This window comes from Kluyvera sichuanensis, from assembly GCF_014218705.1.
Lineage (GTDB): Bacteria > Pseudomonadota > Gammaproteobacteria > Enterobacterales > Enterobacteriaceae > Kluyvera > Kluyvera sichuanensis.
On the sequence record NZ_JABBJF010000004.1, the window covers coordinates 90,395 to 111,667 of the forward strand.

Genomic DNA, 21,273 nt, shown 5'->3' on the forward strand with positions numbered 1-21,273 from the left:
TCCTTCTGAAAACGGGAGGTCCCCCTCCCGTCCGTGACGTCAGTGCTTACTGGTTACTCGCCTGCATGGCTTCGATCTGCATTTTGATCTGTTTTTCGGCGTTATCGAGCGCGGCCTTCGGCTCTTGCTTACCGGTCAGGCTCAGTTCAAGCGCTGCGTTGGCAGGGCCCCACACTTCGCCCATCTCTGGGATCCCCGGCATCGCCGTGGCGCGGGCGGCCTGCACCGCAACGGCGCTAGCTTTCTCATCGTTCTTGATAATCGGATCGTCAATCATCGCCTTCTGCGGCGGGATTTCACGCGTCGCGATATAGCGCGTTTTCACATACTGCGGCTGGTTGATAAATTCGATGAACTTCTGCGCCATCGCTTTATCTTTGCTCCAGGTCGACACCACGTAGCCCTTCACGCCAAGGAAGGAGCTCATCGGTTTGCCGTCCGGCAGGTTTGGCAACGGTGCCACGCCGTAGTTGATGCCCGCCGCTTCATACGGCTGGAAGGCCCATGGCCCGTTGATCACCGCCGCGGCTTTCTTCTCGGTGAACAGCGAGTCGATAGCATTCAGCCCGTTGTCACCGATAATCCCCGCCGGGAAGATCTTATCGGCATAGAATTTCTTCAGATAAGTGACCGCTTCTACCGCACCCGGCTTGTTCAGGCCAACGTCCTGAGCGTTGTAACCACCTTTGCCGTTATCGCCAAAGATGTAGCCGCCCATCGGGCCAATCGCCCCCCAGCTGTAGTAAATCTGGTCGAACTTGGCGAGCAGCCCGTACTTGTTCTGCGCGCGCTGAGCTTTGGAGAAGTCATACCATTCCGGCAGGCTGGCTAACGGCTTGTCGATTAACTCTTTGTTGTAAATCAGCACCAGCGTTTCGACCGCCTTCGGCACGCCATACAGAGCGTTGTCCATACGAAAAGCATTAATTGACGCAGGCGTAAACTCATCAATCTGCTTCTGGTCGAGCTTAATCGGCGTCAGCAGCCCCTGAACCACCGCCCCACCGAGCTGATCGTTTGGAATGACCAGTACGTCCGGGCCAATCCCCGCCGGGCCATCAAGACGCAGCTTTTCCAGCTGCTGCGCGTAAGGCATCTCCTGCACGTTGACCTTAACGTCGTACTGTTTTTCGAAATCAGCGATGGCATCCTTAATTCCGGCGGATTTCTTTATGTCTTCCCAGACGTTAAGCTGCGTAGCCGCATGAGCCTGCAGGCTAATCAACTGCCCCGCGGCCAGAGTCGTAAGGATAAGTGCGGCAATGGTGTTCTTTTTCATTATCAACCTCATGTGAAGGTGTAACAATTTATCGTTTTTAACTACAAGGCACAGCATATTTTAACGCTTACAATGCTTGATTTGCACCGTATTACTGGTTTCTTACATTTTGTTATACGCTACGCTTTGAGTGATGATAAAACCACTGACAACTGCGAGTTGTGTGATCGTCATTGCAGAAATGAAACATCGATATAGGGCGCATAAATAGCGGAAGTTATAGTCGCATCATGATTTTCACGCTGTTGAGCATCGCTTAGCCAAATTGTCATACGTAATACACAAATGACATTCAGCGGCCCTCATCCCAACGGCAGGCAAAGGTTAATAACTTCGGGGAACGTCGATGTCTAATATCCGACTGAGGAATGTCACGAAACGCTTTGGCAGCACCGTCACGCTGCATAATGTCAATCTCGATATTGAAGACGGCGAGTTTGCCGTGTTTGTTGGCCCATCCGGCTGCGGTAAGTCGACACTGCTACGCATGATTGCCGGGCTGGAAGAGGTCAGCGACGGCGAAGTGCTGATTGGTGACGAGGTCATGAACGATGTTGCGCCGTCCCATCGCGGCGTGGCGATGGTGTTCCAGTCGTATGCGCTCTACCCACATATGACGGTTGCGGAGAACATGGGCTACGGCCTGAAGGTCAACAAAGTGCCGAAAGAGGAGATCCGCCGACAGGTAGAGATGGTGGCCAAAACGCTGCAGCTTTCGCACCTGCTGGACCGCAAGCCAAAGCAGCTTTCCGGCGGCCAGCGTCAGCGTGTGGCTATTGGCCGTGCCATTGTGCGTAACCCGCGCGTCTTTATGTTCGATGAACCGCTGTCAAACCTCGATGCCGAACTGCGCGTGGATATGCGCCTGCACATTGCGCGCCTGCACCAGGAGCTGAAAACCACCATGGTGTATGTTACCCACGATCAGGTCGAAGCGATGACGCTGGCCGATAAAATCGTGGTGATGAACTACGGTAAGGTGGAGCAAATGGGCTCACCGATGGATCTCTACTACAACCCGATCAACAAATTCGTCGCCGGGTTTATCGGCTCACCGAAAATGAACTTCCTGCCGGCCACCGTCGCCGAGTGGCAGCCAGGTTCCTTGACCGTGAACCTGGCTCAGCAGCATACGCTGACCCTGGCGATAGAGACCGCCCCGCTCACCCCGGGTGCCACCGTGACCCTGGGTATTCGCCCGGAACACCTCTCTACCGATACCCGCCGCGGTACGGTACTGGCCTTTAACTGTGAAGTGGTTGAGCGTCTTGGCAACAACACCTATCTCTTCGGTCAGTGCTACGGCCACGACAACGTGAAAATCCTGCTGCCGGGGGATGTCCATTTTCGCCCGTGGCAGCAAATTGATCTCGCCTTCGACCCGCAGCACTGCATGATCTTCGACGAACACGGCCTGCGCATCAGCGCCGATATTGCCGCCCCTAACCAGCATTAATCCCCAGCCTTCCGCGCACGGCCTGCCGCCGTGCGCTTTAGCTAATTTTCGCAAAAGCTCAGACCCCCACTCCGTCATAAATTAGAAAATAACGTTATTGGTCGCGCCCTTCGCCATCAGGCAGGCTGTCGTTATCAACCCGACGGAGATATCCCATGCAGCGCTGTTGTTGTCACCCCGCATTTGCACCACCCCAACATTACGGCATTCATCTGCAAAATGGAGAGTTCAATGAGTCTGACCACCCTGCCTATTCTCAGCCTGGCGCGCTACCACCAGCCGTCTGAACGCGCTGAGTTTCTGCTAGCGCTTCGCCACGCCGCCCGCGACGTCGGCTTTTTCTACCTGACCGATCACGGTATCAACGATGCCCTGCAGCAGTCGCTGCAGTCGGAATCACGCCGCTTCTTCGCCCTGTCCGACGAACAAAAACAGCAGGTGGCGATGATCCACTCCCCGCACTTTCGCGGCTACAACCGCAGCGCAGCCGAACTGACGCGCGGCCAGCCGGACTGGCGGGAACAGTTTGATATTGGGGCCGAGCGTCAGGCCGTTTCGCTGCGAGAGCACGACCCGCGCTGGCTTCAGCTACAGGGCCCTAACCTGTGGCCTGAAGCGCTGCCTTCCCTGCGCCCGGTCCTGCTGCAGTGGCAGCGGTCAATGACCGAGATGGCGATGACGCTGCTGCGCGCCTTTGCTGAGGCGCTGCAGCTACCGCCCGAGGCGTTTGACACCCTGTACGGCCAAAAACCCAACGAACATATTAAGCTGATCCGCTATCCCGGCCAGCAGGAGACGCAAAACAGCACCCAGGGCGTGGGAGCGCATAAAGACTCCGGCTTCCTGAGCTTCCTGTTGCAGGACGATCAGCAAGGGCTGCAGGTGGAAGTCAGCGACGGCCAGTGGATTGACGCCAAACCGCTGCCCGGCAGCTTTGTGGTCAATATTGGCGAGTTGCTTGAGCTGGCAACCAACGGCTACCTGCGTGCCACCGTTCACCGCGTGATCTCACCACCGGCCAACAAGCAGCGCCTCTCCATCGCCTTCTTCTTAGGCGCACAGCTTGACGCCGTGGTGCCGGTTTACTCCCTGCCTGAATCACTGGCGCGAGAAGCCAACGGCCCGCAAAGCGACCCGCAGAATCCACTGCTGCGCGACGTAGGCTGGAACTATCTAAAAGGCCGCCTGCGCTCCCACCCGGACGTGGCGGAACGCTATTACCGCGATGTACTGCGCGCGCGCAGTGAACAGCTGATTGCCTGATAACCATTAAAACAAGGAACACACCATGAAACATGCCGCATTCAAACTGGCAGGGGTTGCACTGTCTCTTTCTCTGGCCTGGAGCGCGTCTGCCGCGCCGCTGCGTATCGCCGCTGACCCGGTGCCGCACGCAGAAATTCTCAACTTTATTAAAAAGCAGGACCCGAAGCTGGATCTGAAAATTGTCGAACTGACCAGCGGCGTTAACGCCAACGAACTACTGGCCAACGGCGACGTCGATGCCAACTATTTCCAGCACGTGCCGTACCTGAAAGACCAGGAAAAAGCGCTGGGCAAAACCTTTGCCGTTGCCGCCACGGTACATATCGAGCCGCTGGGCATCTATTCGCATAAACATAAAGATCTGCAATCGCTGCCCGAAGGGGCCACCGTGGCGGTGCCGAATAACACCACCAACCTGAGCCGCGCGCTGTTCCTGCTGCAGAGCAAAGGGCTGATTAAGCTGGCGGCAAAGTTTACTGACCCGGCGACAACGCTTGCCACACCGAAAGATATCGCCGAAAACCCGCATAAGCTGAAGATCCTCGAGGTGGAATCCCCGCAGATCCCTCGCTCGCTGGACGACGTCGACCTGGCGGTGATCAACGGCAACTACGCGCTGGAAGCAGGGCTCAACCCGGCCAAAGATTCGCTGGGGCTGGAGAGCGCCACGCATAACCCGTACGCCAATATTCTGGTCACCACCCCGCAGCTGGCCAACGATCCGCGCATCAAAGAACTGGCAAAAGATCTGACTTCGCCGCAGGTCGCAGAATTTATTCACCAGCACTATAACGGCTCGGTGATCCCGGTTAGCGCACCGCAGTCATGATCGTCATCGAAGGGCTGAGCAAGCAGTATGCCGGAAGCGGCCACCCGGCACTCAACGACGTTTCGTTTACCGTTCCCAAAGGCGCCATTTACGGCATTCTTGGGCGGAGCGGCGCGGGTAAAAGCACCCTGATTCGCTGTCTGAACTTACTGGAGCGGCCCAGCGCGGGCCGTATCCTGTTCAACGGGGAAAATATCGTGCAGTACGATAAGGCGCAACTCCGCGCCCATCGTCTGCGTACCGGCATGATTTTTCAGCACTTCAATCTGCTGCACGCCCGAAGTGTAGCCGACAACGTCGCCGTGCCGCTGGAGATAGCCGGCATCCCGAAAGCGCAGCGTCAACAGCGCGTAACGGAACTGCTCGCACTGGTCGGGCTTGGCGACAAAGCCGACGCCTTCCCCTCCCAGCTTTCCGGCGGGCAAAAGCAGCGCGTAGGCATTGCCCGCGCGCTGGCCGCTGAACCCGATGTGTTGCTGTGCGATGAGGCCACCAGCGCGCTGGATGCCGAAACCACCGCCAGCGTACTGGCGCTGCTGGAAACGATAAACCGCCAGCTGGGGCTGACCATTGTGCTGATCACCCATCAGCTTGAAGTGGTCAAGAACCTTTGCGATCACGCGGCGCTGCTGGAAGGTGGGGAATTGCAGGAGAGCGGGAAAATCGCCGACCTGCTGGCTTCACCCTGGTCACGCCTGCGGGACATTTTACTGGGAGACGGCGATGAAGAACGCCGCTTCCTCGCCCGCCACGGCATTGAAGGGAGACACCTATGCATAGTCGCATGAGCTGGGAAGATTTATGGCCGCTGCTGGTCGGCGGCACGCTGGATACGCTTTACATGGTGGGATTCGCCACCCTGTTTACCGTCTTAATCGGCCTGCCGCTGGGCGTGCTGCTGTTTCTCTCCCGCCGCCAGGGGATTGTCCCCATGCCGCGCCTGAATGCGGTGCTGGGGGCGATTATCAACACCGGGCGCTCGCTGCCGTTTATTGTGCTGCTGATTGCCCTTATCCCCTTCACCCGTCTGCTGGTTGGCACCACGCTCGGTAGCACGGCAGCCATTGTGCCGATTACCATCGGGGCGTTTCCTTTCTTTGCTCGCCTGACCGAAAGCGCGCTGGATGAGGTGGACTACGGGCGCATTGAAGCGGTGCTGTCGATGGGCGGTAACGCCTGGCATGTGGTAAGCAAAGCGCTGCTGCCCGAAGCGCTCCCGGCGCTGCTGGCAGGCACCACGCTGACTATCGTCATGCTGATTGGCTTTTCGTCGATGGCGGGCGTCATCGGCGGTGGCGGGCTGGGTGATTTAGCGATTCGCTACGGCTATCAACGGTTTAATGATCAGATAATGATCGGCACGGTGCTCATTTTGGTACTGATGGTGCAGGGCGTGCAGATGGGCGGTGACCGCCTGGTTCGCGCGCTGGCGCATCGCCGCTGAATCCGCGCTAATTCTGGCAGGGGGGACGATTTCGCGTAATAAGCGTAGGAAATGTCGGGTATACTTGCACTACTTAGCCCCGGAAAAGGACTGGCAGTGACAACTCGACACCTGATCGGTCTGATAACCGGCGTACTGATTATAGCGATACTCCTGCCTATTTTGCTGAGCGTCTGGCTTGCCCAGCGGGAAGCGCATCGGCAATTTATCACCGAGCAGGAAACCTACGCGTCGCGGGTCCTCATACGTACCGAGCAGGTCATGGACCAGGCCAAAGGGGCACTACTGCAGATGGATGCTCTGAAGGATGCGGGCTGCAGCCCTGCGCATCTCCAGGAGATGCGCCGTCTCTCCTACTCGTGGCGCTATATTCAGGAAGTGCTCTATCTCGATGGGCTGACAGCCAGGTGCTCCTCGCTCGAGAACAGCGGTAAGCCGTTCACCTTCCCGGAGCCGGATCGCATCATCCCATCCGGCTATCGCGCCTGGTACACCGAACGCAACGATCTCGGCATCCGTCGCTATATGGCCGCCTTCGCTTCCGATCACCATATGGTGATTATCGACCCCGTCTCGTTTATCGACGTTATCCCGTTCAGCAACTCGAAAACCCAGGTGGCGCTTATCAGCACCCATAACAGCCGGGTGCTCGCCAGCAGCGCGCCGCTGGATCAGCAGGCCTGGCAGCAAATTCAGCTACAGCATCTGGAAACGCTGACCAAAGACAATATCGTTTATACGGTACGCCAGTATCCCGATCTGCAGGTGTCGATCATGACCTGGTCTTCGACTCTGCCGTTGTCAGAACGCCTGCGTCACCAGCTGATGCTGTGGTTACCGGTCGGTATACTCATGAGCCTGCTGGCAAGCTGGTTGATTTTCCAGGTGCTGCGCCGTTTGCAGTCGCCACGCCAGCGTATGCTTGATGCGCTGAACAATGCCGCGATTACCGTCTACTACCAGCCCATCGTGTCGCTTACCGATGGCAAAGTGGTGGGATGTGAAGCGCTGGCACGCTGGAAGCAGCCGGACGGCAGCTACCTGTCGCCAGAGATTTTTATTCCACTTGCCGAGCAGACCGGGCTCATTACCAACCTGACGGAAAACGTGGTGAAATCCGTTTTCCGCGATCTCGGTAAATGGCTCAGCCTGCATCCGGATCAGCATGTCTCCATCAACCTCTCCGTCGCCGATTTCCACTCTGTCGTACTGCAAACGCTGTTGCACCAGCAGATGCGCATCTGGCACGTGCAGCCGCAGCAAATTGCCCTTGAATTAACCGAGCGCGGCTTTGCTGACCCGAAAACCACGCTGCCGGCGATGACCGCTTACCGTAAAGCCGGGCACGCCATCTATATCGACGACTTCGGCACCGGCTACTCCAGCCTGCGCTACCTGCAGGACCTTGAGGTCGATACCTTAAAACTCGATAAATCCTTCGTTGATGCGCTGGAGTACGCGCAGGTAACGCCATACATCATTGAAATGGCAAAAACCCTGCAGCTGAACGTAGTGGCGGAAGGGATTGAGAGTCCCTGCCAGGAGAAGTGGCTGCGCGAGCACGGCGTGCAGTTTGGACAGGGCTGGCTTTACAGCAAGGCCCTGCCGAAAGAGGCGTTTATTCTCTGGGCGGAAAGCAACCTGCGGGCGCACGCTACTTCAGATAGGACTTAATCACCTGCATCACCACCTCGAGGTCGGCTTCGCGCTGACCCTCTTCGGGCTCTTTGACCACGTGATCGGTCAGATGGCCCTGAATCACCTGCAGCATCATGCCGTTGACCGCGCCGCGAATCGCCGCCAGCTGCTGTAGCACCTCCGCACACTCGTGCTCGCGATTGAGCATTTTCTCAAGCGCAACGCTCTGCCCCTGAATTTTCTTCAGACGCGTCAATAACATCTTCTTGTGACGAACGGTATGTGACATGGCCGGGATCCTGTTCTTAACTCCTGCGCAAGCATACCACGCGCGGCTCTGACTGCGCATTTTTATACTAGGGGGTAGTATTATAATACTGGGTGGGAGTATAGTGATTTCACTTTTTTGCAAGGATCCTTCGCGATGAACGACTTCACGACACTCTTACAACAGGGCAATGCCTGGTTCTTTATCCCCGGCGCCATTCTGCTTGGGGCGCTGCACGGCCTGGAGCCTGGCCATTCCAAAACCATGATGGCGGCGTTTATCGTGGCGATCCGCGGTACGCTAAAACAGGCGATATTACTGGGGCTGGCGGCGACGCTGTCGCACACGGTGGTGGTGTGGGTCATCGCCATGGCCGGGATGTGGTTTGGTCGCGGGTGGGATGCACAAACCGCCGAGCCGTGGTTTCAGCTGCTTTCCGGGATAATCATTATTGTTATCGCGCTGTGGATGCTATGGCGCACCTGGCGTGAGTCGCGCGGGGCGCACGATCATCATCACGACCATGATCACCACCACCACGATCATGAACATGAACATCATCATGGCCACGATCATCACCACGATCTGGTGGAAGCCGACTGGCAGGATGCCCACCAGCGCGCTCATGCCGAAGAGATCAACCGACGTTTCAAAGGCCAGGAGGTCACCACCGGGCAAATTGTGGTGTTCGGCCTGACCGGCGGGCTCATCCCCTGCCCGGCCTCGATCACCATTCTGCTTATCTGCCTGCAGCTTAAACACGTGGCGCTGGGGGCGACGCTGGTGCTGAGCTTTAGCGTCGGGCTGGCGCTCACGCTGGTCGCCTCCGGGGCCATTGCCGCCATTGGCCTGAAGCATGTGAGCAAACGCTGGAGCGGGTTTGGGGAGCTATCGCGAAAAGCGCCGTGGTTCTCCGGCGCACTGATTATTCTGGTGGGGCTTTACATGATGGGACACGGCATCAGCGCACTGATCTGATGCCGTGTGCAGAGCTTAGGCTAGCTGCCAGCTAAACTGGTAGCGAACCCGGCGGGCGGGCAGTAAAAACTCTGGCCCCACGCTCGGGCTCCAGGAGTCGTCGCCGCCCACACCCATATGGAAGGCATCGAGGTTCAGCCAGCAGCCCGGCTCCTCGTGCAGCAGATGGTGATGGGTGGTTTCATGCAACTGACGCTGACTGTAGCGGCTGAGGCCAAAGTGGAACTCACCGCGCCAGCAGTGCGCGCCATATTCAAGCTGTCGGGTGTCGCAGCGCAGCCCATTTTCCGTCGGGTAGATATACGGCGTATGCAGCGCCGACAGCGGCAGAGTCCACAATCCCTGGCGCGCCGCCAGACGACGGTCTGGATAGTTTTCATGCGGCCCCAACCCCAGCCAGCTCACCTGTTCTTCCACGGTGGCCAACTGGCAATGCAGACCAATTCGCGCCGGGTGCGGAATATCTTCCGCCACCTGCACCGTCACATCGCCATGCAACACGCCGTAATCGTCAATGCGCCAGCGTTTGTGGCTGATAAACAGAATTTTCCCCTGAAATTCCCAGCTCTGCTGCGTCTCGACCTCAACGCCCTGTTCCTGCGACGCGGCCCGGCACAGTAACAGCCGCGGCGTCATGGCGTACATCCCCGCCGCCTTCCAGCGCTCTACCCAGGCGTTCGGGTCGATCCGGGTCACTTCACTCACGCCGATATCGTTATCCAGCGGCGCGCGGGTGAAATTATCGCGCAGCGGCGTCAGCAGCTCCGGTTTGTCGTTGCGCCACCACTGCGTCAAATCGCCACTCTCACGGCTAAACTGCCAACGCTGACTACCGTGGGCGATCACAAACGCCAGCGCCTCAACGTGCAGCTGCGGGGCGGTGCCTGTCTCTTGTCGTACCGGCAGCGACAGCGCGGCGGGCAGCGGCCACTGATCCCAGGCGCACAGATGGTTAGCCGCCGACCACCCGGTCGCCTGCGGCTGATATACCTCAACATTAAGCCAGCTATTTTCGCTGAGCGCGGCGCTATCGGTGAACGGCAGCACGATTCGTTGCTGCCCCTGCGGGTCGATATCAAGCGCTTCCTCGCCCTGCGTCAGCGTTTTGCCATCAACGGTAATCGACCAGCGCAGACACTCGTTATCCGTGTGACGGAACAGGAATTCACTGCTCACTTCTATTTCCAGCGGCGCGCGCCCCACCAATCTGAACTGGAAGAACTGCTGTGCCCTTTGCGCCTCAAACAGCGCTGGGTGCGGCGTACGATCCGGGAACACCAGGCCGTTCATGCAGAACTGACGATCGTTTGGCGTATCGCCAAAATCGCCGCCGTAGGCCCAAAAGCGCTCGCCCTGCTCATTGGTTTTGCTCAACGCCTGGTCAACCCAGTCCCAGACAAAGCCGCCCTGCAGGCGTGGGTTGTCGCGAAACGCCTGCCAGTATTTCGCAAAACCGCCAAAGCTGTTGCCCATCGCGTGAGCGTACTCGCAGAGGATCAGCGGACGCGTCTCTTCCGGCAGCGCAATCCACTTTTTGATGCTCCACTTCGGCACCGTCGGGTGCGGCTGATCGGCATCGACGCGAGCGTACATCGGGCAGACGATATCCGTCGCCGCCGTATTCGCGCCGCCGCCCTCATACTGCACCGGGCGTGACGGATCGGCCGTTTTTATCCAACGGTAGAGCGCGTCGTGGTTCGCGCCGTGCCCGGATTCATTGCCCAGCGACCAGATGATAATGGAGGGATGGTTGCGGTCGCGTGCAACCATTCGGGTCACGCGCTCGCTCATCGCCGGTAGCCAGCGCGGGTCGTCCGCCAGGCGGCTCATCGGCACCATGCCATGGGTTTCAATATTGGCTTCATCCACTACGTACAGCCCGTAGCGGTCGCACAGACGGTACCACAGCGGATGGTTCGGATAGTGGGAGCAGCGCACGGCGTTAAAGTTGTGCTGCTTCATCAGTTCAATATCGCGGCGCATGGTGGCTTCATCCACCGCCTGCCCGGTTTCCGGGTGATGTTCATGGCGGTTAACGCCGCGGATCAGCAGCGGTTTACCGTTCAGCGTCAGCAACCCGCCCTCTATCGCCACCTGACGGAAACCAACATCGCATGCTTCCGACTCCAGCGGCTTACCGTCTGCATCACGCAGCGTGAGCACCAGCCGATAAAGGTTTGGCGTTTCGGCGCTCCATAACGCGGGCTGCTCCAGCGGCAGCGTCACCTTCAGGCGCTCTGCCCAGCCGCCGCGTTCATCCACAAACGGAATGCCCACGGCCTGTTGCAGGCTGGCAACGGCGTTGTCACCCCACCACAGCACGGCTTCCACGTCGGTTGCGGCAGCGGCAGAGCCTTCGACGGTCACCTGAATATCCAGTTCACCGAAGGTAAAACGCTCAGACAGCCGAGGCGTAACCTGATAGTCGGCAATGCGGGTTGCCGGTTTATGCAGCAGCGTCACATCGCGGAAAATACCGCTCATGCGCCACATATCCTGATCTTCCAGGTAGCTGCCATCGCACCAGCGCAGCACCATCACCGCCAGCCGGTTCTCGCCAGGTTTCAGCACCGCACTCAAGTCAAACTCGGCGGGCAGGCGGCTATCCTGGGAGTAGCCCATCCACTGACCATTGCACCACAGATGAAATGCCGAGTTCACGCCGTCAAAAATAATCCGCGTTTGTCCCTGCGTCAGCCATTCATCTTCTACGGTAAAGGTGTACGAGTAGCAGCCCGTCGGGTTCTCTACGGGCACCTGTGGCGGCGTCACCGGAATCGGATACGTCACGTTGGTGTAGATAGGCGTATCAAAACCGTGCATCTGCCAGTTAGACGGCACCGGCATGGCGACAGCATCGTGAAGATCCTGCTCAACCCACCCCTCCGGTACGGCTTCGGGGGCAGAAAAGAAGTTGAAGCGCCAGTTACCGTTTAACGACAGGCGCGAGGCCGATGCGCTATCCAGCCGCGCTGCGCTCGCTTCACGCCAACTGTTAAACGGCGCGTGGGCGGGCAGTCGGTGCCACTGGGTAAGCTGGGGATTTTCCCAGTCACGACGGGAGAGTAAAGCAGACAGCGTCAGAGAAGAATGCGGCATGGAAACCTCGTTGCGAAGCGCTCACAATTTTTAATGAGAGTGCACGGATCTCACCACGAGGTAAAGGATCGGATCGAGAGTAAGCGAGTCAGATCACAATTCGCGCGATCGTCTGGCTATCCGGGTCGCTAGCTCCTGCAAGCAATGCGCCAGATCATCATCCTGAAGACTCTCCGGTTGCCGTTCGGCACTGGAACTACGGGCAATCAGCTCAACCTCCAGGCAAGTCTGGCTCTGTGCCGGTACGCTGCCCTCCTGCGCAATAAGCCAATCTACGCTCATCCGCCCGGCCTCTTTAAAGCGCTGGCGGATGGTGGTCAGCGGCGGCGTGAACCAGGCGCTGTCGGTGGTATCGTCATAACCCACTACCGATAGCTGACCCGGCACGCGAATGCCTTTCTCTGCGCAGGCGCGCAGCGCGCCCAATGCCATCTGATCGTTGGCCACCAGCAGTGCATCAGGGTAGGGTTTTTCACTCAGTAAAAGGTGCGCTTTTTCATAGCCAGAGGCCGCGCTCCAGTCGCCATAGGCCACGGAAACCGGCTGTACCGCTGCCTGTTGTAAGGCATGCTGCCAGCCCGCGAGTCGGGCACGGGCGGAGACAGAGCTTTGCGGGCCTGCCAACAGCGCAATCTGTCGATGCCCCAGCGCGAGCAGATGTTCAACGCCAAGGCGAGCGCCCTGCTCGGCGTCAAACACGAGGCTATTCACCTCGGCATCACGCCCCACGTCGAGAAACAGTATCGGCACCGGCGAAGCGGCGGCCAGCGCTTGCGCATCCTCACGCTCCAGCGGCACATTCACCAGCAGCCCTTCCACACGCTGCGCCTGAAGCTCATGCAAGGCGTTGAAGCAGGCTTCCCGGTCGTGGCTTTCCACCATCGAAATCAGCACGGAAAAGCCCACTTCTCCAGCACGGCGTTTCACCGCCGAGGCAATTTGCGAAGGCGCGTGCAGCGCCAGGTCAGTGGTCAGCAAGCCCAGCGCGCGCGTGGCCTTTCCGGCCAACTGCTGCGCGCCGCGATTGGGAACATAGTGCAGTTCCTGCATCGCGGCCTGCACCTTTTCCCGCGTGCGCGGCGACACGTGCGCGGCCTGGTTTATCACCCGCGACACGGTCTGGTAGGAGACACCGGCGACGCGGGCCACATCATACAGCGTGATTGTTTTCATACTTTTCCGTTTAACTGGCGTACCAGGTGCAGTGTAACCGGAAAACGAACATCATGCTGTGAGCGCTTCGTAAAATCAGGAAACTTGCTCCACCTCAGCCGTGCGACGCTGCGCCACACGAGGCAACTGGAACCACGGCAGGAAAATCTGAATCAACGGGCCAATCGCCAGCGCATACAGCACGGTGCCCACGCCGAAGGTGCCACCCAGCAGCATACCGATAACCAGTACCGAGAGTTCGATGGTGGTACGAATGCGGCGGATTGGCCAACCGGTACGGGCGTGAATGCCGGTCATCAGGCCATCGCGCGGCCCGGCGCCAAAACCGGCACCGATATACATACCGGTCGCCATCCCATTTAGCACCACCGCCAGCAGCAGCAACACAGCGCGAAGCCAGAGCGATTCCAGCGGCGGCATCAGCGAGAGCGTGGCATCGGCCGCCAGTCCCAGCACGATAACGTTGCTGATGGTGCCGAGTCCCGGACGCTGACGCAGTGGAATCCATAACAGCAGTACGGCTGCGCCGGTGAGGATCATCACCATCCCAATATCAAGGGAGGTTAACCCGGATACGCCAAGGTGGAACACGTTCCACGGGTCAGCCCCGAGATTGGCACGAACATAGACGGCGGTCGAAACTCCGTAGAGTATTAACCCAATGTAGAGCTGAATCAGTCGGCGTAGCATAGAGACCTCGGCCTGTAGAATGAGGCTTCCATCATCGGTAAAAATGGCATTATGATTAATGACCAGTTTTTAAAAAGTGGACTGATCCCATGATTCGACGCTCCGCCACCCAATCGTTAGTTCGCCTGCTGGGCCACTGGCAGGACGGCCCCTCCCCGACGCCGCTGTGGCGACAGCTCACCGATGCACTGCGGCTGCTGATTCTCGATGGCCGCCTGCCGCTCGGCACGCGTCTGCCAGGAGAACGGGAGTTTGCCAATGCACTAGGGGTCAGCCGCACCACCATCGCCAGCGCGTTGGCCCAACTGCGCGACGAAGGCTATGTGCAGAGCAAGCAGGGTAGCGGCTCGACGGTCACACTCAGCGCCGAAGGCTACCAGCGCGTGCCGCGCATGCCGACCTCGCCGACGCTGGATATGTCTACCGCCGCGCTGGCGGCCGGCGCGGAAATCCATCAGGCCTACAACCATGCGCTGGCGGCGCTGCCCAGCTACCTCAGCAATACCGGCTACGATCAGCAGGGACTCCCCGCCCTGCGCGAAGCCATTGCCCAGCGCTATAGCGCGCGCGGGCTGCCAACGCGGGCCGACGAGATTATGCTGGTAAACGGCGCAGTCAGCGGGCTGGCGCTGATTCTGCGTAACCTCACCGGGCCGGGCGACCGGGTGGTGGTTGAAACACCGACCTATCCACTCGCGATTTCCGCTATTGAGGGCGCATCCTGCCGCCCGGTGGCGCTACCATTGCCCGATAAAGGCTGGGACACCGACGGCCTGGCGGCGGTTATCGCCCAGACCGCACCACGGCTAGCGTATCTGATGCCCGATTTTCAAAACCCTACCGGCCAGTGCATGGACAGCACCACCCGGCAGATAGTGGCGGACCTGGCGGCACGAACCTGTACGACGCTGGTCGTCGACGAAACGATGGTGGATTTGTGGTACAACGCCCCGCCGCCACCGCCGCTGGCCGCATTTAATCGCGATGCGCCGATCATCACAGTAGGTTCAACCGGGAAAAGCTTCTGGGGTGGGCTGCGCCTGGGTTGGATCCGCGCTTCATCGCGCACCATTGCAGCACTGGTCCAGACCCGCGATACCCTTGATTTAGGTTCGCCGCTGCTGGAACAACTGGCCACGTGCTGGCTACTGGACAATGAGCATCAGTTGCTACCCGAACGGCGTCGACTGCTGACGGCGCGGCGGGATATGTGCGCGGCGTTAATGCATGAATACTTTCCGCAGTGGAAATTTGTGCTGCCGGAGGGAGGACTGTCGTTCTGGGTTGAGCTGCCGGAAATGATGGCAACGCGGTTTGCTGCACGAGCGGAAGCCAGCGCGATTCATCTTGGCGTGGGAACACGATTTGGTCTGGCGGGCAGCGGAGAGCGCAATTTACGCATTCCGTTTACACTGGACGATGAAACTCTGCGTCGCGCCTTTTCGACATTACAGCCGATTTGGGCAACGTTAGCAGGCCAGCATGGCGCAAACAAAGTGCGGAAAATAATTTAACCGCGCGCAAGGGGAGAACGCCCCCAATAACATAACCGGCCTGAAACATTATATTCTTTAACGTTATAAAGTGCGGCTAAAGAATATATTAGTGCTGTGGAGGGATCGGAAAGCCTTTCAGGGAAATAACGAAAGATTCTCCCTCTTTTTTAATCTTAGCACCGGTATCGCACCAGTCAGAGGCAATACGAAAGAATTCATCGCTGCCTACATTCCAGTTGAGAAGAACATGCTTCACGTAGCCTGAACGTAACAGGTCGCAGGCTTCGCTATAGTTACACGCTATCGACGTTTGCTGTTTCATTTTCTCTTCTTCAGGATTTTACGTAATGCTTTGATTTCTTTAGGTGTGAATGGAGCAACATCTTCTTCCGTATGCTGGCTGTCGATGTCATCTTCACACACGCCCGCCTCTTCTTCTGCTACAAACCCCAGCAGCAGCAGCTTTTCTGCCGCAGCGCCTAAAGTCAGGCCGTGGACTTCAGCAAAGTGGCGAAGTCTCTCTTTTACCGCTTCATCAATTTTTACGTTAAGCACTGCGACTGTCATATAAACCCCTTCCCGTAAAGACGCGCCGTCTCGTAGGCGAGTTTGTGTTAACAAAACCCGTAAAGCGGCGCGGCAAAAATGGTTTCTGTATTATTTCTGTAATAACTAATACATGAAACCAACAGCACATTCCAGAAATATATTTATAACACAAAGGGTAATATAAATACCCAATGTTAATCTAAAGGCAATTTATGACACATAAATGACAATAATATTACAAGCAGATGAATGTTATTTGAACGCAAAAGGTTGTTGACGACAAATAGCCACAATTAATACAGGGATTAGATTGGTCTTAGCGGGGGGGATTTTACGGCGATAGAAATGGGTGGGGGCCCTGACAGCTACATCCCGGCACACGCGTCATCTGCCCTGGCTGCTTCCTTCCGGACCTGACCTGGTGAACAGAGTAGCGTTGCGGGAGAACCAACAGGGCCCCCATTGAGAGCGTTGTTATCCAACGCGCTGGCGCATTATCACTGCTGAGACGGGCAATTGCAAGCTATCCGCTACTGCCTGCTGGATTCTTGCGCAATCCACCCTTCACAGGGGGCATCAGGCTGATTATGCTGAAGGTTCTGCTTTAAGGAACTCACTATGGACGATTTTGGCTCTTTCCCTCAGCGCGTTTGGCAAATCATCGCTTCCATCCCGGAAGGCTACGTCACTACCTACGGCGATATTGCCCGGCTGGCTGGCTCTCCGCGCGCTGCGCGTCAGGTCGGCGGCGTATTGAAACGCCTGCCGGAGGGCTCCACGCTGCCGTGGCATCGCGTGGTGAATCGGCACGGCGTGATATCCCTGACCGGCCCGGATCTCCAGCGTCAACGCCAGGCGCTGCTTTCCGAAGGGGTACAGGTGTCGGGCAGCGGGCAGATTGATATGCAGAAGTATCGCTGGAACTACTAGCAGCTGTAGCCCGGCCGAGCAAAACGACGCTGGGAAAATCCCGGGGTCAGCGCTAAAGCGCTTCGCCCGGGCTACCCTGAGTTCACGGCAAAAAAATGCCCTCACGTGGAGGGCATTCGCATTTATGGAACCTGAACCGGCGAGGTATCCTGAACCGGCACCGGCGTTTGCTGCACGGGAACCAGCGTCAGGTCAGCTTTAGTGCCGCCGTGGTTAATCACTTCCTGCACGGTATCAGTAATAAAGACCAGTTTATCGTTAATGGTCACCGCCGCGCTCAGCAGGATACGGGCGTTAGGCTGAATATCTGCCGGGTTGTACGGCAGGGCAAAGCTAAACGGCGCCTGTTTCCCTTCGGTACGCGTCACTTTCTGCGACAGCACTTTCGATGGTGCATCGGCCAACGACGCATCGGACAGCGTTACGGTCAGTACGGCATCCGGCGGCAGCGCCACTTTCTGGCGGATCCACACGTTACCGGAGACATTCGGTCCCGACACGGCCTGAGTGGCCGCTGCTGCTTCTGGCGCAGGTGTCTGATTCTGACTTTGCTGGTGCGTCTTCGCACAGCCCGCCAGGGCCAGTGCAATCGCCAAACCGCTTAAGATCGGCACGAGTTTCATTAGCATTCTCCTTATTGCTCACCCATTCTGAGGCTGTTTTCTCATTTGAGTGACAATGCATTAACAAACGTAACCGCTTTAGTGTGGCATATAATTCACATGATTACCTGCAAACACCCCATTATTCAGACAATTGAACCCATCGGACCACTCGCGAAACTACGTTATAATGAGAGCATTCACCTGATGTTGCGACCGTAAAATTGTAGAGGGTATCAATGAGCCAAGCGCTTTCTAATCTGCTGACATTATTAAATCTGGAAAGAATTGAAGAAGGACTGTTCCGTGGCCAGAGTGAAGATCTGGGGCTGCGTCAGGTCTTTGGCGGCCAGGTTGTCGGCCAGGCGCTGTATGCGGCAAAAGAGACCGTCCCTGCCGACCGTCTGGTGCACTCCTTCCACAGCTACTTCCTGCGCCCGGGCGACAGCCAGAAGCCTATCGTCTATGACGTTGAAGTACTGCGCGATGGCAACAGTTTCAGCGCGCGTCGCGTGGCGGCTATCCAGAACGGGAAACCGATTTTCTATATGACCGCCTCCTTCCAGGGCCCGGAATCCGGCTACGAGCATCAAAAAACCATGCCCGCCGCGCCGTCACCGGACGGCCTGCCGTCGGAAACCGACATCGCCCGCTCGCTGGCACACCTGCTGCCGCCCCAGGCCAAAGAGAAGTTTCTTTGCGATAAGCCGCTGGAAATTCGTCCGGTGGAGTTCCACAACCCGCTGAAAGGACACGTGGCTGAGCCTCGCCGTCAGGTGTGGATGCGCGCCAACGGCACCGTACCGGATTCACTGCATATTCATCAGTACCTGCTCGGCTATGCCTCTGACTTCAACTTCCTGCCGGTTGCCCTGCAGCCACACGGCGTGGGCTTCCTCGAACCCGGTATGCAGGTTGCGACCATCGACCATTCAATGTGGTTCCACCGTCCGTTCGATATGAACGAATGGCTGCTGTACAGCGTCGAGAGCACCTCCGCCTCCAGCGCCCGCGGTTTTGTACGCGGCGAGTTCTACACTCAGGATGGTATTCTGGTGGCGTCGACAGTGCAGGAAGGGGTTATGCGTAACCGCAACTAGGTGATATCAACCACGCCCGCGATATCGCGCGGGCGTACAGTTGCAGCTGGGTAATTAATGGATGATACGGCTCAGCAGGGAGCTAATTCCAGGCAGGCGTTTCTTCTTGTCAAACGGCTTCACGCCGGTTGCACGGCAGTTATTGCAGTAGCAATCGAACGCGTCGCGGGCGGCAATGGTCAACTCTTTCGCGTCTCCGGCGATAAACGTTGCCCTGCGGTCGGTGTTTAAAAACTCACCGCGAAACATTTCAATAATGGGGTCGTATTTAACGCGGGCTTTGTGACCATCGATAAATAATGTGCTGGTATGCATTTGAAACGTTCCTTGAAGTGTTGTGCCATCCTGGCGCGGGTAAAAGCTGGCTTTGCCCGCAAATCTTTACCGATCACATCGGCGGGGTGGAAGAATACTCCTCAGCGTAAAAGATAAAAAGCCGTTTTAAGTAAAATGCTTTTACGCAAACGTATGTAATTACTTACGGTTCGTAAGGTTTTACAGACACCATACCAGCAACCATTGTGATAACGATCACAAAAATCATTGGCGCCACCGCATAAACAAGAAACCCGCACCAGGGCGGGTTAAATAACGGTCAAAATAAATCTTTTGTTTTTCAACGTCTGAAGCATTCCCCGGGGTCGGCGTAAACGCCTCGCCCGGGTTACCGATATCAGGCGTTGTAAGCATTCTCGCCGTGGCTGTTTACGTCCAGACCTTCGCGCTCCTGGTCTTCCGGTACGCGCAGACCGACGGTTAAATCTGCCACTTTATAGCCGATGAAGGCTACGATGCCGGACCAGACGATGGTGATGGCGATACTTTCAAGCTGCACCAGCACCTGATGGCTCATGGTCACGCCTTCTGCATAACCCACGCCGCCCAGCGCCGTAGAAGCAAAGATACCGGTCAGGATACAGCCGATGATGCCGCACACGCCGTGAACACCGAACACGTCACATGGGTCATCCACGCGCAGCCAGCGTTTCAGAGAGGTCACGCCCCACAGACCCGCCAGACCGACCACGATACCCAGAATCAACGCACCGCCGACCCCGATATAGCCACAGGCTGGGGTGATACCGACCAGGCCCGCAATCGCACCAGAACACGCGCCCAGCAGAGAAGGCTTACCGCGCAGTGCCCACTCACCGAATACCCAGCCAAGGATCGCCGCAGCGGTTGCCACCACGGTGTTCACGAAGGCCAGACCGGCAATTTCGTTCGCCGCACTGGCGGAACCGGCGTTGAAGCCAAACCAGCCAAAGTAGAGGATCGCGGTACCGATAAATACCATCGGCAGGTTGTGCGGTTTGAACGCTTCTTTACCGAAGCCCACGCGTTTGCCAATCAGGTAAGCACCCACCAGGCCTGCCACCGCGGCGTTAATGTGCACCACTGTACCGCCCGCAAAGTCGAGCGCACCGTGGCTCGCCAGCAGACCGCCGCCCCAGACCATGTGCGCAATCGGCACGTAGGAGAGGGTCAGCCAAATCACCACGAAAATCAGCACTGCGGAGAAGCGAATACGCTCCGCCAGCGCGCCAACGATCAGGCCCACGGTGATACAGGCAAAGGAGCCCTGGAATGCCACGTGGATGTACTGATAGAACGAGCCCATCAGATCAGTAATCTTGATATTTTTCAGCATCACCCAGTCGAAGCTGCCGAAGAAGCTGCCGCCGGTGCCGAAGGCCAGAGAGTAGCCGTAAACCACCCACAGCACACAGACTACCGCAAAGGTCACCGCGACCTGGGTCAGCATGGAGAGCACGTTCTTGCCGCGGATCAGGCCGCCGTAAAACAGCGCAATCCCCGGGATGGTCATAAACAGCACCAGTGCAGTACACAGCATCATAAAGGCGTTATCGGCTTTATCGACCACCGCCGGTGCCGCCATCGCCAGACCCGGCAGCAGCGCCAGTGCGCTCAACCCCGTTTTTACCATTGTTTTTTTCATCATCTCGATCCCTATCACTGTGCTGGCTGGGAATTACAGCGCCGCTTCGTCGGCTTCGCCGGTACGAATACGGATTACGCGCTGCAGTTCGGCGACAAAAATCTTACCGTCGCCAATTTTTCCGGTGTAAGCGGCTTTGCTAATCACATCGACAACCTCATCAAGCTGATCGTCGGCGATAGCCACATCAATTTTTACTTTCGGCAGGAAGTTGACGCTGTATTCCGCGCCGCGATAAAGCTCTGCATGACCTTTCTGACGACCGAAGCCTTTCACTTCCGTCACCGTTAAGCCCTGAATGCCAATGGAAGACAGCGCTTCGCGAACGTCTTCGAGTTTGAATGGTTTAATTACCACGGTAACCAGCTTCATAGATCCCCTCCAGTCAGAATTCGGTAATGGCTACGAACACGTAAGAGGTAAAGCAAGGGTCATGCCAGAAATGAAAACCACCCTGCTCTGCGGTAAAAATCAGGGTTTATGGCGGCAAGATGGCGGGCGTTAAAAGAAAAACGC

At 57.5% G+C, this 21,273-nt stretch carries 21 protein-coding genes and 1 other RNA gene; 10 read left to right on the forward strand and 12 right to left on the reverse strand.

Annotation, left to right across the window (positions count from 1 at the left end; all coding sequences use genetic code 11):
- Positions 1–46: 46 nt before the first annotated feature.
- Positions 47–1,279, reverse strand: coding sequence for an extracellular solute-binding protein (locus HII27_RS06420; protein WP_185667119.1), 1,233 nt, complete (start codon positions 1,277–1,279; stop codon positions 47–49).
- 346 nt (positions 1,280–1,625) lie between these two features.
- Here HII27_RS06420 and HII27_RS06425 point away from each other — a divergent pair, with 346 nt between their 5' ends.
- The 6 genes from HII27_RS06425 to HII27_RS06450 all read left to right on the forward strand — a co-directional run bounded on the left by HII27_RS06425 (position 1,626) and on the right by HII27_RS06450 (position 7,948).
- A complete protein-coding gene (locus HII27_RS06425) occupies positions 1,626–2,735 on the forward strand; it encodes an ABC transporter ATP-binding protein (protein WP_185667120.1) in 1,110 nt (369 codons plus the stop codon).
- A gap of 231 nt (positions 2,736–2,966) precedes the next feature.
- The gene (locus HII27_RS06430; protein WP_185667121.1) at positions 2,967–3,998 is read left to right on the forward strand and encodes an isopenicillin N synthase family dioxygenase; all 1,032 of its coding nucleotides are present in this window, start codon (positions 2,967–2,969) and stop codon (positions 3,996–3,998) included.
- Positions 3,999–4,023: 25 nt separating this feature from the next.
- Complete coding sequence (locus HII27_RS06435) at positions 4,024–4,830, forward strand: MetQ/NlpA family ABC transporter substrate-binding protein (RefSeq protein WP_185667122.1); 807 nt, start codon at positions 4,024–4,026, stop codon at positions 4,828–4,830.
- A complete protein-coding gene (locus HII27_RS06440) occupies positions 4,827–5,618 on the forward strand; it encodes a methionine ABC transporter ATP-binding protein (protein WP_185667123.1) in 792 nt (263 codons plus the stop codon). Before HII27_RS06435 ends, HII27_RS06440 begins: the two co-directional genes overlap by 4 nt.
- Entirely contained in the window at positions 5,615–6,274 is a 660-nt protein-coding gene (locus HII27_RS06445; protein WP_185667315.1) for a methionine ABC transporter permease, read from the forward strand. The genes HII27_RS06440 and HII27_RS06445 overlap by 4 nt, the downstream gene beginning before the upstream one ends.
- Positions 6,275–6,370: 96 nt before the next feature.
- The gene (locus tag HII27_RS06450; RefSeq protein WP_185667124.1) at positions 6,371–7,948 is read left to right on the forward strand and encodes an EAL domain-containing protein; all 1,578 of its coding nucleotides are present in this window, start codon (positions 6,371–6,373) and stop codon (positions 7,946–7,948) included.
- Here HII27_RS06450 and HII27_RS06455 read toward each other — a convergent pair.
- A complete protein-coding gene (locus tag HII27_RS06455) occupies positions 7,929–8,201 on the reverse strand; it encodes a metal-sensing transcriptional repressor (RefSeq protein ID WP_185667125.1) in 273 nt (90 codons plus the stop codon). The two genes, HII27_RS06450 and HII27_RS06455, sit on opposite strands and share 20 nt — an antisense overlap.
- Positions 8,202–8,336: 135 nt before the next feature.
- On the opposite strand from HII27_RS06455, the gene HII27_RS06460 reads away from it, so the two are divergent.
- Positions 8,337–9,158, forward strand: coding sequence for a nickel/cobalt efflux protein RcnA (locus tag HII27_RS06460; RefSeq protein WP_185667126.1), 822 nt, complete (start codon positions 8,337–8,339; stop codon positions 9,156–9,158).
- 15 nt (positions 9,159–9,173) lie between these two features.
- Here HII27_RS06460 and HII27_RS06465 read toward each other — a convergent pair whose 3' ends face one another.
- The 3 genes from HII27_RS06465 to yczE all read right to left on the reverse strand — a co-directional run bounded on the left by HII27_RS06465 (position 9,174) and on the right by yczE (position 14,120).
- Positions 9,174–12,257, reverse strand: a complete 3,084-nt coding sequence (locus HII27_RS06465; protein WP_185667127.1) for a beta-galactosidase — start codon at positions 12,255–12,257, stop codon at positions 9,174–9,176.
- Between the two features lie 93 nt (positions 12,258–12,350).
- Positions 12,351–13,430 (reverse strand): LacI family DNA-binding transcriptional regulator, encoded by a 1,080-nt coding sequence (locus tag HII27_RS06470; RefSeq protein ID WP_185667128.1) that lies wholly within the window; start codon positions 13,428–13,430, stop codon positions 12,351–12,353.
- Positions 13,431–13,505: 75 nt separating this feature from the next.
- On the reverse strand, positions 13,506–14,120 hold the full coding sequence (yczE, locus tag HII27_RS06475) for a membrane protein YczE (RefSeq protein WP_185667129.1): 615 nt from the start codon (positions 14,118–14,120) through the stop codon (positions 13,506–13,508).
- A gap of 89 nt (positions 14,121–14,209) precedes the next feature.
- Between yczE and yczR the strand changes: the two genes are divergently transcribed.
- Entirely contained in the window at positions 14,210–15,634 is a 1,425-nt protein-coding gene (yczR, locus tag HII27_RS06480; RefSeq protein WP_185667130.1) for a MocR-like transcription factor YczR, read from the forward strand.
- Between the two features lie 88 nt (positions 15,635–15,722).
- Here the strand turns inward: yczR and HII27_RS06485 are convergent, their stop codons facing one another.
- The 3 genes from HII27_RS06485 to ffs all read right to left on the reverse strand — a co-directional run bounded on the left by HII27_RS06485 (position 15,723) and on the right by ffs (position 16,618).
- Complete coding sequence (locus HII27_RS06485) at positions 15,723–15,938, reverse strand: hypothetical protein (protein ID WP_035895186.1); 216 nt, start codon at positions 15,936–15,938, stop codon at positions 15,723–15,725.
- Positions 15,935–16,183 (reverse strand): hypothetical protein, encoded by a 249-nt coding sequence (locus HII27_RS06490; protein ID WP_185667131.1) that lies wholly within the window; start codon positions 16,181–16,183, stop codon positions 15,935–15,937. The genes HII27_RS06485 and HII27_RS06490 overlap by 4 nt, the downstream gene beginning before the upstream one ends.
- Before the next feature lie 338 nt (positions 16,184–16,521).
- Positions 16,522–16,618: signal recognition particle sRNA small type (gene ffs, locus HII27_RS06495), an RNA gene on the reverse strand.
- A gap of 165 nt (positions 16,619–16,783) precedes the next feature.
- On the opposite strand from ffs, the gene HII27_RS06500 reads away from it, so the two are divergent.
- The gene (locus HII27_RS06500) at positions 16,784–17,095 is read left to right on the forward strand and encodes an MGMT family protein (RefSeq protein ID WP_185667132.1); all 312 of its coding nucleotides are present in this window, start codon (positions 16,784–16,786) and stop codon (positions 17,093–17,095) included.
- Between the two features lie 122 nt (positions 17,096–17,217).
- On the opposite strand, the gene HII27_RS06505 is transcribed toward HII27_RS06500, so the two are convergent.
- Complete coding sequence (locus tag HII27_RS06505; RefSeq protein ID WP_185667133.1) at positions 17,218–17,718, reverse strand: YbaY family lipoprotein; 501 nt, start codon at positions 17,716–17,718, stop codon at positions 17,218–17,220.
- A gap of 218 nt (positions 17,719–17,936) precedes the next feature.
- On the opposite strand from HII27_RS06505, the gene tesB reads away from it, so the two are divergent.
- A complete protein-coding gene (tesB, locus tag HII27_RS06510) occupies positions 17,937–18,797 on the forward strand; it encodes an acyl-CoA thioesterase II (protein WP_185667134.1) in 861 nt (286 codons plus the stop codon).
- 54 nt (positions 18,798–18,851) lie between these two features.
- Here the strand turns inward: tesB and HII27_RS06515 are convergent, their stop codons facing one another.
- The 3 genes from HII27_RS06515 to glnK all read right to left on the reverse strand — a co-directional run bounded on the left by HII27_RS06515 (position 18,852) and on the right by glnK (position 21,129).
- A complete protein-coding gene (locus tag HII27_RS06515; protein ID WP_185667135.1) occupies positions 18,852–19,112 on the reverse strand; it encodes a type II toxin-antitoxin system HicB family antitoxin in 261 nt (86 codons plus the stop codon).
- A 358-nt stretch (positions 19,113–19,470) separates the two neighbouring features.
- Positions 19,471–20,757 (reverse strand): ammonium transporter AmtB, encoded by a 1,287-nt coding sequence (gene amtB / locus HII27_RS06520; protein ID WP_185667316.1) that lies wholly within the window; start codon positions 20,755–20,757, stop codon positions 19,471–19,473.
- A gap of 33 nt (positions 20,758–20,790) precedes the next feature.
- On the reverse strand, positions 20,791–21,129 hold the full coding sequence (glnK, locus tag HII27_RS06525) for a P-II family nitrogen regulator (protein WP_004858743.1): 339 nt from the start codon (positions 21,127–21,129) through the stop codon (positions 20,791–20,793).
- Positions 21,130–21,273: the final 144 nt, after the last annotated feature.